The sequence below is a fragment of the Haloplanus rubicundus genome, assembly GCF_003342675.1.
Classification (GTDB): Archaea; Halobacteriota; Halobacteria; order Halobacteriales; family Haloferacaceae; genus Haloplanus; species Haloplanus rubicundus.
On record NZ_CP031148.1, the window covers coordinates 2,774,141 to 2,787,599 of the forward strand.

The window sequence follows — 13,459 nt, forward strand, 5'->3', positions numbered from 1 at the left end:
CTTTGTCGGCGCTCGCCGTCGTCCCGATATGCAGACCGTCGTGCTCGCGGCCGGCGAGGGGACGCGGATGCGCCCGCTCACCGACCGCCGCCCGAAACCGACCCTCCCCGTCGCGGACCGGACGCTCGTCGAACACGTCGTCGACGGCGCCCGCCGCGCGGGCGCCGAACGCGTCGTCGTCGTCGTGGGGTACGCCGCCGACGCCGTCCGTCAGGCCCTCGACGACCGGGACGTGACCTTCGCCGTCCAGGAGCGCCAGCGCGGCACCGCCAACGCCGTCCGCGCCGCGCGCGACGAACTCGAGGACGCGCCCTTCGCGGTCCTGAACGGCGACGTCCTGTACGACCGCGACTCGCTCGCCGCGCTCTACGACGCCGGCCCCGCTGTCGGCGCCGCCCGCGTCGACGACCCCGAGAACTACGGGGTGCTGGAGACCGACGCGGACGGCCACGTTCGGAGCGTCGTCGAGAAGCCCGCGAACCCGACCTCGAACCTCGTCAACGCTGGCGCGTACGTCTTCCCCGCGGCGGCGCGGGACTGGCTGGACGTAGGCGAGAGCGACCGCGGCGAGTACGAACTCACGGACGTGTTGGAACGCGCCTGCGACGCCGTCGACGTGCGCGCCGTCGCGGTGGAGCGCTGGCTGGACGTGGGCCGGCCCTGGGAACTGCTCGCCGCCACCGAGTGGAAACTGGGTGACCTGGAGCGCCGGCTCGACGGCGACGTACACCCCGACGCCGACCTACGCGGGTCGGTCGTCGTCGAGGACGGTGCGACGGTCGACGCCGGCGTCGTGATCGAGGGCCCGGCGCTCGTCCGGGCGGGCGCGAGCGTCGGCCCGAACGCGTACGTCCGCGGCGCGACGCTGCTCGGCGAGGGGGCGAACGTGGGGCACGCAGTAGAGATAAAAAACAGCGTGCTGATGGCGGGCGCGACGGTCGGCCACCTCTCCTACGTCGGCGACAGCGTCCTCGGGCGCGACGTGAACTTCGGCGCCGGAACGACCGTCGCCAACCTCCGCCACGACGACGCGGCCGTGCGCGTCCGGGTGAAAGGCGAGTCGTCGTCGACGGGGCGGCGCAAGTTCGGCGTCGTCTGTGGCGACGCGGTGAAAACGGGCATCGACACGGCGCTGAACGCGGGCGTCGTGCTCGGAACCGGTGCGCGGACCGAACCGGGCGAGACGGTGCGGCGGGACCGCGACCGATCCTGACGCCCGGCGGACGAACGCTTTTGTCTACCGAACAACTAATTCCGAGAGACGACACCGGACATGGCCCAGTACGAACCGTTCGAGACGGGGGTGGAGGCCCGCGGGAGAGTCATCGTCGCCATCGAGGAGGGGATCGAGCAGTTCCGCGACGCTCACCGCGAGGCGGTACGGACGGCGCTCGCCGAGAAGGGCATCGCCGACCCGGACCCCGACGACTGGTACGCGCAGGCGGCCGAACTCGACGTGCTGGCGACGATTGCCGAGGAGTTCGGACCGCACGTCTTGGACCGGCTGGGCGAGCGGATTCCGTCCGTCGCCCGGTGGCCGGACGGCATCTCGGGCGTCGCGGCGGGACTGCGATCCATCGACGACGCCTACCACCGCAACCACCGCGGCGGCGACATCGGCCACTACCGCTTCGAGCGGGTCGACGAGGGGCGCGGCCGGGTGGAGTGCCGGAACCCCTACCCTTGCCCGTTCGACCGGGGGCTGATCCGGGCCGTCGCGAAGGAACACTCGCCGGTCGAGTCGTTCGTCTTCGTCGAGGAACGCGGCGGGACCTGTCGCCGCCGGGGCGACGACCGGTGTCTCTACACGGTCCGCTGGTGAGCGGCCGTCACGCGTCCGCGCCCCGACCGTCGGCCGGCGCGTCGACGCCGAACGCCGCACACAGCGCGTCGAGTTCGGCGGGGTCGTCGGCGCCGGGGAGCGGACGGTCGGCGGTCCGGCAGGCAGCCGAGACGCCGAGACGATCACACACCCGGTCGGCCGTCGCCTCGGCCATCTTCCGGTAGGTGGTGAGTTTCCCGCCGACGATAGTGAGGAAGCCAGCCGCATCCTCAGCAGCGTGATCGAGGAGCGCGAACCCCCTGGAGATGGCCCGACCGTCCCGTCCGTCCTCGTCCGGCGCGTAGAGCGGGCGGACGCCCCAGTAGGTTCGCCGAACCGGCCGGTCGACCGCGGGACACATCGCGGCACACTCCGCGACGGTCCGTGCGACTTCCGCCTCGCTCCGCTCGAAGTCGTCGGGGTCGTCGACGGCGACGCTCGTGGTGCCGAGGACCGCCTCGTCGCCCCGCGGGACGACGATGTCGCCGTCGGCGGGCGGGCGACACCGGTTCAGCACGGCGTCGACGCCGGGATTCTCGACGCCGACCATCACGCCACGGGTCGGCCGCATGGGTACCGAGACGCCCGCGAGCGCCGCACACCGCCCGGCCCACGGGCCGGTCGCGTTCACGACGGCGTCGGCGCGAATCGTCGCGTCGAGGGTCCCGCCCACGTCGACGCCCGTGACGGCACCGTCCGCGACGCGGATGCCCTCGACCGGCGCGTGCGTGTGTATCGTCGCCCCCGCCTCGCTGGCGGCGGCGGCGTTGGCGACGACGAGCCGCGACGGGGAGACGACGGCGTCCGGGACGGCGAGGGCGCGCTCGACGGCGGGGGTCGCTTCGGGGACGCGTTCCCGGAGTTCGGCGCCCGAGAGCGTCTCGACGGACATCCCCAGGTCGGCACAGGCCGCGCGCTTGCGCTCGAAGTAGTCTGGGTCGTCGCCAGCGAGTTGGAGGAAGTAGCCGCCCGTCTCGTCGAGACAGGCCGGGGCGACCTCCCGAAGCACCCGATTCTCGGCGAGACAGGCGGCCGCGTCCGAGGGGTCGGCCTCGGCGTACCGGGCGCCGCTGTGGAGGACACCGTGCGAGCGGCCGGTGGTGCCGGCGGCGAGGGCACCCCGGTCGACGAGCGTAACCTCGACGCCCCGGAGCGCCAGGTCGCGGGCGACGCCGACGCCCGTCGCGCCGCCGCCGATCACGAGGACGGTCGTCTGCATGGCCGAGGATGCGGGAGCGGGTCACTTCACGGCGTCGGTGGTGGCGTAGAGCGGGCTCGGTGGCACGCCGGCCCGCCGCTCGCCCCGTGACGCGCCGTTTATCACCCCCGCGCCGCTGGATCGGATATGGTGCCGCCGCTCGTACTCGACATCGACGGGACGCTGACGCGGGCGTCGGGCGGAATCGACCCCCGAGTCTTCGAGGCGTTGCCGGCGTGGGACGCGCCGGTCGTCCTCGCGACGGGCAAGGCGTTCCCGTATCCGGTCGCGCTCTGTCACTTCCTCCAGATTCCCGAACGGGTGATCGCCGAACACGGGGGCGTCGTCTACGTCGACGACGAGGTGCGGGTGACGGTCGACGCCGACCGACCGCGGGCGGCCGCCGAGGCGTTCGTCGACCGCGGCGGTGACCTGGGCTGGGGCGCCGCCGACACCGTCAACCGGTGGCGGGAGACGGAGGTGGCGGTCAGCCTCGACGCCGACGAATCGCTCCTCCGGAGCGCCGCCGCGGAGTTCGGCGTCGACGTGGTGGATACGGGCTACGCCTACCACCTCGTGACGCCGGGCGTCGAGAAGGGCGACGGGGTGCGCTCGGCCGCGGAGACGCTCGGCTACGACCCCGCCGACTTCGTCGCCGTCGGCGACAGCGAGAACGACGTGTCGACGTTCGAGGCGGTCGGCGAGTCCTTCGCCGTCGCGAACGCGGACGACCGGGCACGGGCCGCCGCGGACCACGTCACCGAGGGCGCACACATGGACGGGACGCTCGAAGCGCTGGCGTCGCTGCGGTGATGAATCGGCGCCGCCTCGGGACGAGCCTGTACGCGGGCGTCCTCTTCACCGTCCTCGGCACCGTCGCGTGGCTCAGCGGTCAGCCCTTCGTCTTCCCGAGTCTCGGCCCTTCGGCCTTCCTCCTCGCGTTCGAGCGACGGGGGAGTCGGGACCGACTGTACCGCGTCGTGGCGAGCCACGCCATCGGCGGCGTCGCCGGCCTCCTCGCGTACACGTTCCTCGGCGCGGGCGTGACGCTGACGGCGACGCCGGCGCCCGGATCGATAGCCGGCCTCCACCTCGTCGCCAGCGGCGTCGGCTCCATCGTCCTGACGAGTTGGGGGATGATCGCCACCGACACCAACCACGCGCCGGCGTGTGCGACGACGCTCATCGTCTCGCTCGGCCTCCTCCCGACGCCGTGGCAGGTCGGGATCATCGTGGTGAGCGTCGTCGTCCTCGTCGCCGTCCACGGCGCCGTCGTCGGGGGATTCAGACGGCTCGTCGGAGAGTCACATCCGCGGTACGCGGACTGATCACTCCGCGTCGACGACGGCCCCGGCACACCACGCCGCGAACGGGCCGTGGGCGTCCGCGGCGTCGATCCGTTCGATACAGGGCACGTCGTGGGGGTGCCAGCCGGCGAGGCGCTCCGCCAGCGCCGGATAGCGGTCGGCCGTCGTCTTCGCGAAGAGAATAGCCTCCTCGTCCTCGTGGACGGCGTCGTCCCAGCGGTACGTCGACGTGCAGTCGACGACGTTGACGCAGGCGGCCAGTCGCGCGTCGACGAGTCGGCTCGCGAGGTCGGCCGCCGCGTCGCGGGGGGCGGTGACGTAGGCGGTCACCGGCGCGTCGGCGTCGGAGTCGGGCATTCGACCTATACGTCGACCGCGTCCGTCCCGTCCATCTCGATGGGGACGAACGTGCCGTTGATGTCCCACTCGTGGATGCAGTACACCCTGCCGACGACGCGTTCGCCGTCGTCGTCGCGCGCGACCTGCCAGGTACCCGTCGCGTCGTTCCAGACCTCCCGCCGGCCGCAGTCCTCACACTGCCGAGCGGTCGGCTTCCTGATCGTGACGCCCATACCCGACGATAGCGTCGGGCGGGGATTTAACCCTGTCTCATGGCCGCGCGGCACTTATGTCGCCGCGGCGGCAGGGGAACACATGGGCTTTCATACGTTCGACAGCGACCGGGCGACGGCGCTCGAGGACGCCGCCGAGCGGTATCGCTACTGTTCGCGCGAGGAACTCCACGGCCTCGTCGCGCCCCACGCGGAGATGCGTCTCGCCGACCTGGGGAGCGGCACCGGCTTCTACACCGACGACATCGCTCCCCACGCCGGGACGGTGTACGCCGTCGACGTGCAGTCCGTGATGCACGATCACTACCGCGAGAAGGGCGTGCCCGCGAACGTCGAACTCGTCGAGGCCGACGCCGCCGACCTGCCGTTCGGCGCGGACGAACTCGACGCCGCCGTCTCGACGATGACGTTCCACGAGTTCGCGGACGGGGCGGCGTTGCGGGAGGTGGCGCGGGTCCTCCGGCCGGGCGGCCGCCTGATCACCGTCGACTGGGACCGCGATGGCGCGGGCGAGGCCGGGCCACCCCGCGACGAGACGTACGCCCTCGACGACGCCGTCGCCCTCCAGACCGACGCGGGCTTCGTCGTCGACCGCGCCGAACGCCGCCCGGAGACGTTCGTCTCGGTTGCCCACCTGACCGACTGATACGGATTATCGTAGCTGTGTGCCGGACCGTCTCGGCGACCCACCGGTGAAGACTACAATAAACCGTATGATCATCGCTCAGGCCGATCCCTCGACGCCCGAAACAATCATCTGGGTGAACGGTGTACGAACGTCGTAAGAATGAGACACAATCTCATAGACCCGTACACGCCGGGTCGAGGGTACTACGAGTGCCGAACCTGTACACACCGGGTGGTAAGCGAGGACCGGCTGACGACCTGTCCGGCGTGTGGCGCCGGCGTCCGGAACCTCGCCGTGCCGCGGGAGTAAGGCTCAAATCTCGATGCTGTCGGTGTAGTGTTCGAGGACGCCGACGAGGACGGCGCCGACGACGGCCGCGAGGCCGAACGCGAGGAGTGCGTCGGCCGTCCACCCGGCGGGGAGTTCCTCGGCGGCCTTCACCACCGGTGCGCGCAGGCCGCCGACGACCAGGCTCACGAGAAAGGAGAGCGTCGCGTAGCGATAGCGCACGAGCGCCCAGCGGACGGCGTGGGCGACGGTGAAGAGGCCGACGACGGCGCCGACGAGGAAGGCGACGACCGTCGTCGCGGGGTCGAGGATCGCCTCGACCGACCCGCCGACGAGGAGTTCGAGGAGGCCGTCGACGAAGGCCGTCAACTCGGCGACGAGGAACTCGTACTGGCCGAGAATGACGAGGATGAGCGACCCCGAGATGCCGGGGAGGACCATGGCGCTGATGGCGACGGCGCCGACGGCGACGGTGACGAGCGGCGAGGAGGGGAGCGCCGCGGCCGCGCGGCCGGCCGAGAGGAAGGCGAGGAGAAAGCCGGCGACGGCGGCGCCGATCCGACCCGGCGTGTCGAGCGACGCCTGTCTCCGGAGGACGACGGCCGACGCGGCGATGAGGCCGAAAAAGAAGCCGAAGGTGACGACGGGTTCCGATTCGAGCGCGACGTGGAGGAGACGCGTCGCGATCAGGACGGCCGAGAGAATCCCGGCGCCGAGGGCGAGGAGAAACGGGCCGTCGACGGCGAGAAAGGCCGTCCGCGCGTCGTTCCGGCGTCCGGGAAGCGGCGCGGCGAGCACCTCGACGATTCGGGCCGGCGTGACGGCGGTGACGGCGCCGATCAGTCGCTCGTAGATGCCCGTGATGAGCGCGATGGTCCCGCCCGAGACGCCGGGGACTGCGTCGGCCGCCCCCATGCAGACGCCTTTCAGGTAGACGACCGACAGGGAGCGGAGGGCCATCGGGCGTTAGTTGCGGGCGACGGCGGCCGCGGTGAGGGCACGCTGAGTGGCCGGACCGTCGTCGACGGTCGGGCTAGGTGTCCCATCCGAGTCGTCGTCCGCCGACGCAGTCACCGGCTCGACCGGTTCGAGCGATCCGGATTCGTTACCGCCGCCGAGCGAGAGGTTCTGGAACGGGTTCGTCCGCTCCAGCGTCACGTTCCGTGCGCCATCGACGTCGCCGTTGACCCGACCTTCGTCGATCTGGACCTCCGTCTGGTACTGCGCGAGCGAGCCGTTGTCGTTGAGGAGCGGCGACTGGATGGTGTACGGGCCGACCGCCCGGACGCTCACGTTCGTGTACCCGTTCGACGGGCCGTACTCGTCGTAGCCCGTCGTGGCGTAGGGGAGCGTCATCGATAGCTCGCCGTCCTCGGTCGTTCGCGCCTCCTGCGTGTACCGGAACGTTTCGTTGGTCGTCGGGACGCGCACCGGAACTGAGGCTCGGACAGTGACGTTCGCCGGCAGACCGCTGGCCGTGACCGTCGCTCCCGGCACCTTCTCGAAGGACTTCACGAACGACGGCTCGTAGAGCGTCTGTGCCGACGGCGGGACGCCCGTCACCGCGAAGGTGCGACGCGTCGCCGACTGGTAGCTCGAGGACGCGTTCGCGGACGACTCGCTCACCTGTACCAGCCGGTAGTGTTCGAGTGCCGGCACCCGTTCGGCGGGGTAGTGGCCGATGCCACCGACCTGGGCGGTGCCGTCCTCCGCGACGTACTCCTGGGCCGCGGAGACGTTCTCGAACTGTCTGACGATCCGGCCGTCCTGCGGTCCGGCACGGATCGTGATCGTCTCACCGCTCTGGGTCTGGGCGCGGCGCTGCTCCCAGTCGACGACGACCGGTTCGGGTTCCATGGCGCTGCCGTGGTACGCGTACAGCCGCACCATCAGGCTCTCGTAGTAGCGCTGGCTCCGCAGGTAGAAGTTCCCGCGGAGGTTGCTGGCGTAGACGGGGTTGTAGAAGTCCGACGACGAGACGTTCGACTGGTCGTAGAAGACGACCGGCGCGCTGAACTTCGACTGCGGGTGGGCCATCTGCCAGTCAACCATCACGTATCGGGTGCCTCCGGCCTCGGCGTCCCGTTCGCCGAGCGCGTCCTGTGCCGTGGACTCGTTGGGTGCCAGCAGGTAGTTCGCCGCGTCGGTCGCCCCCTGCTGGAACGGGTTGGCGTTCGGGATGCGTTCGCCACGGACGGTGATCCAGTGGCCGTAGTCCCACCACGACTGGACGCCGTACGCCCCTGCCGGATAGTCGTAATCGTTCGTCAGATCGTAGCTACCGTAGTACTCCATCTCGTTGTCCGCGCCGCCGAGCGTCCCGGGTGCGGGCGTGTTCGACTCCATCCACTGGAGCGAGCCGTCCCACTCGGTGACGGCGCCGGGACCGGTCGACTGGGCCGACTCCCACGCGGTCTGACTCTGGTCGAACTGGGGGTTCCCGGTGTTCCGAACGCCCATCGGGACGAGCAACACCGGCGTGACGATCAGCATGGCGGCCGCGAGCACCGCGAGCACCTGGTATCCCTGGATGTCACGGAGCGCCGCCACCGACGACACCCGCAGGTCGAGATACGAGAGGATCTGTCCGACCAGATAGGCGTTGGCGACGGCGACGACCGGCGCGAGGTAGTAGTGGAAGCGAATCTGGGTGAACGCGGCCGAGGTCATGAACGCCGCCCAGATCACGAACAGGAGCTTCTCTGCGTCGTAGTTCGTCTGAAGGACGGCGCCGAACAGGATGGCGGCCACGAGCGCGACGCCGACGAGTTCCGAGACGACGCCGACGGCGTCGCCGACGGCCCGGAACGGCCCCGGGACGAGGAACAACAGGCCGAGGAGCGCGAGCGAGCCGACGGCGTACCCGACCCGCTCCGTCTCGCCGTCACGCACCAGTGGCTTCGCGACGAGCCAGATGACCGCCACGACGCCGGTAAAGAGCGTGAAGCCGTAGTCGGACATGATGCGACCCGTGGCCGTCATCGCGTTCTGTTGGAGGGCGGACGGCGAGAGATACGGCTGGGCCTCGGAGATGGTCCGGAGCCCCGCGCCGGAGCTGAAGCCGATGAAGCTGAGGGCGTCGGAGGCGATGCTGTCGAACAGCGACGGGAGGGCAACGGCGACGACGCCGGCGACGACACCGATCAGGCCGACGACGGCGACCGGGTAGTAGGTGCGGTCGAGGTCACGCCGGTCGAACAGTCGGGCCAGCCCCGCCATGAACGCCGCGCCGGCGGCGACGCCGAAGGCGAGGAGAGGCTGGAGGAAGCCGAAGTCGGTCGGGCTGAGGGTGCCCTCCTCGAACTGTACGAGCATCAACAGGGCGGCGACGACCATCGACACGACGCCGACGAACGCGACCGGTTCGGGGGAGTCCCCGGTGACGTAGTCGCTGGTGAGCTGGTAGACGAGGTAGACGCCGAAGACGCCGACGAGCAGGACGCCCGGCGGCCACACCCACATGTAGACCGCGACGGCGACGCCGGCGAGCGCGCTCCAGAGGAGCGGTCGGCGGAGCGCGTCGGTGTCCCGGTCGAGGACGAGTTCCCAGACCGGCGTCTCGCGACGGGAAACCGCCAGCGCGACCATCAGTCCGAGGACGGCGAGCCCCTGGAAGAACGGCTCGGCGATGTTGTGGTCGGCGAACCCGACGAGGCCACGCTGGAGGAACTGCCCCGGAAGGAGCAGGAGGACGGTAGCACCGAAGAGGCCGGCGACGCGTCCAGCGAGTCGCTTCCCGACGGCGTAGACGGGAATCGCGATCAGCGCGCCGAACACCGCCGGCGCGACGAGCAGCGTCTTCGCGACGGTGGTCGAGGACGGGCTCCCGAGACCGACGACGAGCGCCGCCGTCGCGACGAGCTGGTCGTACAGCGTCCCGAACTGGGCGGCGTTGGTCCCGTACGGGAAGTTCGTCCACGGATCGTACGACATCGTGAACGGCCAGTGTCGCACCGCGTACTCGACCTGGCGGAGATGGTACCAGGCGTCGTTGCCGGAGAAGTACACCGCACCGTCCCGAACGAAGGAGCCGTACTGCTGGAGACGGATGGCGAGCATCGCGGCAACGACGAGGACGAGGGCGGGGACGTGATACCAATCGAAAAAGAGGTCTACGACCGACGAGGACCCCTGTCTCTGATCGTCGCTCATTGGGCGAACGGACTTGGATTATGGCCATAAACCTTGTTATCTCCCGACGGCCGCAAGGAATTTCCACGGGCGAACGCGGGGGCGTCGGCAACGAAAACGCTTATTCGCGACTCGGCGGTACGTCGGGTCGATGCAGGTGTCGGTCGTCGTCTGTACGTACGCGATGGAGCGATACGAGGCGTTCACCGAGGCCGTCGAGAGCGTCCTCGCACAGACGCACGAGCCGCTGGAAGTCGTCCTCGTCGTCGACGGAAACCCGGACGTGTACGACCGGGTGCAGGCGGACTTCTGTGGCCGCGAGAACGTCGTCTGTCACTGCAACGAGGAGAATCGCGGCATCTCTTACTCCCGGACCAAGGGCGCCGAACTCGCCTCCGGCGACATCGTCGCGATGCTCGACGACGACGCCGTCGCCGAACCGGACTGGATCGAACGCCTGGTCGACGTCTACGAGGACACCGACGCCGTCGCCGTCGGCGGCGACGTGCGCCCCGACTGGCAGACCGAGCGCCCCGACTTCTTCCCCGCGGAGTTCTACTGGCTCGTCGGCTGCGTCGAACCCGGGTTCGCCGAGGACGGCGAGGAGGTCCGGAACACGTACGGCTCGAACATCTCCTACCGTCGCGAGGCGTTTCTCGCGGTCGGTGGCTACGACCCGAACACGGGTCGGAAGGGCGACAAACACCTCCAGGCCCACGAGGCCCCCGTCGGGATTCGACTCCTCGAGGAGTACGGCAGAGGGATGGTGTTCACCGAGGACGCCATCGTTCACCACAAGCTGTTCGACTACCGTGGGGACTTCCAGTGGCTCGTCTTCCGATCGTTCTGGCAGGGCTACTCGAAGCGCGTGATGGACCTGCTGTATCCGGACGCCCCGGACGACAAGGGTGCGTATCTCCGTCAGCTGTTGACCTACTTCGTCCCGGGGCGGCTCCGGCGCCTGATCAGGTCACCGTCGACCATCGAGGCGAAGCAGGTACTCTCGATTTTCGTGTTCACCGCCGCCGTCGGGCTCGGCTACCTCTACGCGATGCTGACGCCGAACGTCGTCGAGAAGGCTAACGCGTAGGCGGGTTGTGGGCGCCGTCTCGGTCGCCCCCGTCCGACTCCGCGTACGACTCGTACCACGAGGGGGTGATCCGCGCCCGCTCGACCGCGGCGTCGACGGCGTCGCACATACCCTCGTGAAACGCCGCAACCGAGAAGCGGTCGGCGAACGCGGCGATCTCCGTTGGCGACCACTCGACCCCGTCGGCCTCGAAGCGCTCGACCGTCTCCGAGAGGGACGGCCCCGACCCGGAGCGGGTGTGACGGTAGCCGTTCTTTCCCGGGACGACCTGGAACTGGGTCATCCCCTCGTCGACGCCGAGCAACGGCGTTCCGGCAGCTAGCGCTTCGACCGGTGCGATGCCGAAGTCCTCGTCGCGCGCGTTGAAGACGAACGCCTTCGCGCCGGCCAGCAGTTCCCGCTTCTCGGCTTCGGGGACGAACCCGGCGAACTCGACGTTGTCGTCGGCCATCGCCTCCAGGCGCTCCCGCTCCGGACCGTCGCCGGCGACGATCAACCGCCGGTCCAGTTGGTTGAACGCCTCGACGATGCCGTCGATATCCTTGTGCCAGTCCAACCGCGACAGGGTGAGGTAGTAGTCGCCCGTCTCGGCGTCTTCGGGATCGTACGCGTCCGTCTCGACGGGCGGATACACGACGCGAACCTTGTCCTCCGGCACCCCCCAGTACCGCACGACCCGCCGCTTGACGACTTCGGAGTTCACCACGAACAGGTCGGGTTTGTGGGTGTTGTGGTCGTAGGCCACCCGCATCGCGTAGTAGAGCAGCAGTTTCAGCCCCGTGAATCGGCCGTCGGTGGCCTCGGTGATCTGGTCCGACTGGCGGCGGTTCGTGTGGTGGACGTACGCGACCCACGTCTGGTCGTCCGGCGGGACGTAAAACAGGGGTTCGTTGCCGCTCGTGACGAGCACGTCGTACTGCCGGAGCGGCGACGCGACTTGCCAGCCGAGCAGGTGCGCGAACTGCCGGAGCACGCCGCCGCGCTCGAGCGCTCGACTCAGTAGTGGCCCGTCGATGAGTTGTTCCCCGTCGATGTCGTCGGGTTCGATGGCGTCGTCGTGCCACCCGACGTAGAACGGCGCGTCGAAGGCGCGAACGAGTTCCCAGGCGAGTCGGTCGCCGCCGCCGTCGGCGTGTTCGCCCCAGTGGGCGACGGCGAGCCGTCCCTCTTCGCCCGCGTCGTCCCCGCCGGTTCGTTCAGTCATCAGTGAACTCCCCCGCCCCCAGCCACATATCGTTCACGACCCCGTGGCGAGGATGTCGAGTACCGGAGAGACCAACATCGACCGTCATTCGTATCGGTCGAGGACGCGCTCGTAGACGCGCCGGAATCGCGGCACGACGGCGTCGGGATGGTACTCCTGGCGCACCGTCCGTTCGTTCTCCGATCCGATCCGCTCGCGGTTCGCGGCGGCGTACTCGATGCTCTCGCGGAGCGCGTCCGGGTCGCCCGGGTCACACAGCAGTTTCGACTGTGGAACGGTCTCCGCCGGCCCGCCGACTGCCGTCGCGACGACCGGCAGGCCGGCCTGCATCGCCTCCAGAATCGTCCGTCCGAACGGTTCGGGCCACACGCCCGGGTGGACGAACACGTCCGCGTCCGCGTACGCCTGGGCCACCTCCTCGTACGGAACCTGCCCGGTGAACGTGATTCGCTCCGCGGCGCCGCCGTCCGAGGCTCGCTCGATCAAGTTCTGCTGCTCGGGCCCGCCACCGACGACCGTCAACGTATACTGCGAGGGGAGCCGTTCGATGGCGTCGACGAGGAAGCGGACCCCCTTCGAATCACGCAGGTAGCCGACGTACAACAGCCGGATTCGGTCCGCGTCGGCCGGCTCGCGGGCCGGCACGTCGAACGTCGGATCGATCATGTTCGGCACCACTTCGAAGTCGGCGTCCGCGAACCCGTGCTCGCGGTACACGCGTTCGACCGCCCCGCTCAGCGGGAGGAAGACGTCGACGTTCCGCATCTGCCGTTTCAGTCGCGGGCGCTCGACGCGGAGGACGGTGTGTTCGTACAGCCGCCGCTGCAACGACGGGGTCACCCCGATGTCCGCCCAATCGATCAGCGGATAGGCGTTCAGCGTCGCGACCGACGGAAGCCCCCGTTCGGCGGCGAGGCGCCCCACGGTCGGGTGGAGGTGCATGTTGTACGCGTGCAGGAGGTCGGCGTCGAGTTCGCGGGAGCGGAGCCGGCGGTAGGCGAGTTCGTTCGGGAGCGTGTAGGGGTACTGTGGGACAGCACCGAGTCGATGGACGGTGACGCCGCCGACCGTCTCCGTCGTGTCGCCGTCGAAGGCGTAGACGGTGACGTCGTCGATCCAGTTTCGGGCGGACAGTTGCTCGGCGAGCAACCGGGCGCTGATCTCACCGCCGCCGGCGTGGGTGGGCGGATAGCGGGGGGTGACGAGGGCGACGTTCATC

14 protein-coding genes are annotated in these 13,459 nt (G+C 69.8%); 7 read left to right on the plus strand and 7 right to left on the minus strand.

Annotated elements, in window-relative coordinates; translation table 11 throughout:
- Positions 1-28 precede the first annotated feature (28 nt).
- Both glmU and DU484_RS15330 read left to right on the plus strand, forming a co-directional pair.
- Positions 29-1,213: a bifunctional sugar-1-phosphate nucleotidylyltransferase/acetyltransferase gene (gene glmU / locus DU484_RS15325; RefSeq protein WP_114606369.1), complete on the plus strand. Its 1,185-nt coding sequence runs from the start codon at positions 29-31 to the stop codon at positions 1,211-1,213.
- Between the two features lie 60 nt (positions 1,214-1,273).
- Positions 1,274-1,822, plus strand: coding sequence for a hypothetical protein (locus tag DU484_RS15330; RefSeq protein WP_114606370.1), 549 nt, complete (start codon positions 1,274-1,276; stop codon positions 1,820-1,822).
- 7 nt (positions 1,823-1,829) lie between these two features.
- Here DU484_RS15330 and DU484_RS15335 read toward each other — a convergent pair whose 3' ends face one another.
- On the minus strand, positions 1,830-3,041 hold the full coding sequence (locus DU484_RS15335) for an FAD-dependent oxidoreductase (RefSeq protein ID WP_114586817.1): 1,212 nt from the start codon (positions 3,039-3,041) through the stop codon (positions 1,830-1,832).
- 126 nt (positions 3,042-3,167) lie between these two features.
- Between DU484_RS15335 and DU484_RS15340 the strand changes: the two genes are divergently transcribed.
- Positions 3,168-3,833 (plus strand): phosphoglycolate phosphatase, encoded by a 666-nt coding sequence (locus DU484_RS15340; protein ID WP_114586818.1) that lies wholly within the window; start codon positions 3,168-3,170, stop codon positions 3,831-3,833.
- A complete protein-coding gene (locus DU484_RS15345; RefSeq protein ID WP_114586819.1) occupies positions 3,833-4,348 on the plus strand; it encodes an HPP family protein in 516 nt (171 codons plus the stop codon). Before DU484_RS15340 ends, DU484_RS15345 begins: the two co-directional genes overlap by 1 nt.
- On the opposite strand, the gene cutA is transcribed toward DU484_RS15345, so the two are convergent.
- Positions 4,349-4,684, minus strand: coding sequence for a divalent-cation tolerance protein CutA (cutA, locus tag DU484_RS15350; RefSeq protein ID WP_114586820.1), 336 nt, complete (start codon positions 4,682-4,684; stop codon positions 4,349-4,351).
- 5 nt (positions 4,685-4,689) lie between these two features.
- Entirely contained in the window at positions 4,690-4,899 is a 210-nt protein-coding gene (locus tag DU484_RS15355) for an HEWD family protein (RefSeq protein WP_114586821.1), read from the minus strand.
- Between the two features lie 82 nt (positions 4,900-4,981).
- Between DU484_RS15355 and DU484_RS15360 the strand changes: the two genes are divergently transcribed.
- Together DU484_RS15360 and DU484_RS15365 are read left to right on the plus strand one after the other, a co-directional pair.
- Positions 4,982-5,545: a class I SAM-dependent methyltransferase gene (locus DU484_RS15360; RefSeq protein ID WP_114586822.1), complete on the plus strand. Its 564-nt coding sequence runs from the start codon at positions 4,982-4,984 to the stop codon at positions 5,543-5,545.
- Between the two features lie 141 nt (positions 5,546-5,686).
- Entirely contained in the window at positions 5,687-5,836 is a 150-nt protein-coding gene (locus tag DU484_RS15365; protein WP_114586823.1) for a rubrerythrin-like domain-containing protein, read from the plus strand.
- 3 nt (positions 5,837-5,839) lie between these two features.
- On the opposite strand, the gene DU484_RS15370 is transcribed toward DU484_RS15365, so the two are convergent.
- Positions 5,840-6,775 carry a DUF368 domain-containing protein gene (locus tag DU484_RS15370; RefSeq protein WP_114586824.1) on the minus strand — a complete coding sequence of 312 codons (936 nt, stop codon included), beginning with the start codon at positions 6,773-6,775 and terminating at the stop codon, positions 5,840-5,842.
- A gap of 6 nt (positions 6,776-6,781) precedes the next feature.
- Positions 6,782-9,967 (minus strand): oligosaccharyl transferase, archaeosortase A system-associated, encoded by a 3,186-nt coding sequence (locus DU484_RS15375; protein ID WP_114586825.1) that lies wholly within the window; start codon positions 9,965-9,967, stop codon positions 6,782-6,784.
- A gap of 130 nt (positions 9,968-10,097) precedes the next feature.
- Here DU484_RS15375 and aglG point away from each other — a divergent pair, with 130 nt between their 5' ends.
- Positions 10,098-11,036 (plus strand): glucosyl-dolichyl phosphate glucuronosyltransferase, encoded by a 939-nt coding sequence (gene aglG, locus DU484_RS15380; protein WP_114606371.1) that lies wholly within the window; start codon positions 10,098-10,100, stop codon positions 11,034-11,036.
- Here the strand turns inward: aglG and DU484_RS15385 are convergent.
- Positions 11,026-12,240 carry a glycosyltransferase gene (locus DU484_RS15385; protein WP_114606372.1) on the minus strand — a complete coding sequence of 405 codons (1,215 nt, stop codon included), beginning with the start codon at positions 12,238-12,240 and terminating at the stop codon, positions 11,026-11,028. The genes aglG and DU484_RS15385 overlap by 11 nt on opposite strands.
- An 84-nt stretch (positions 12,241-12,324) precedes the next feature.
- A complete protein-coding gene (locus DU484_RS15390) occupies positions 12,325-13,458 on the minus strand; it encodes a glycosyltransferase family 4 protein (RefSeq protein ID WP_114606373.1) in 1,134 nt (377 codons plus the stop codon).
- Between the last annotated feature and the right edge of the window lies 1 nt (position 13,459).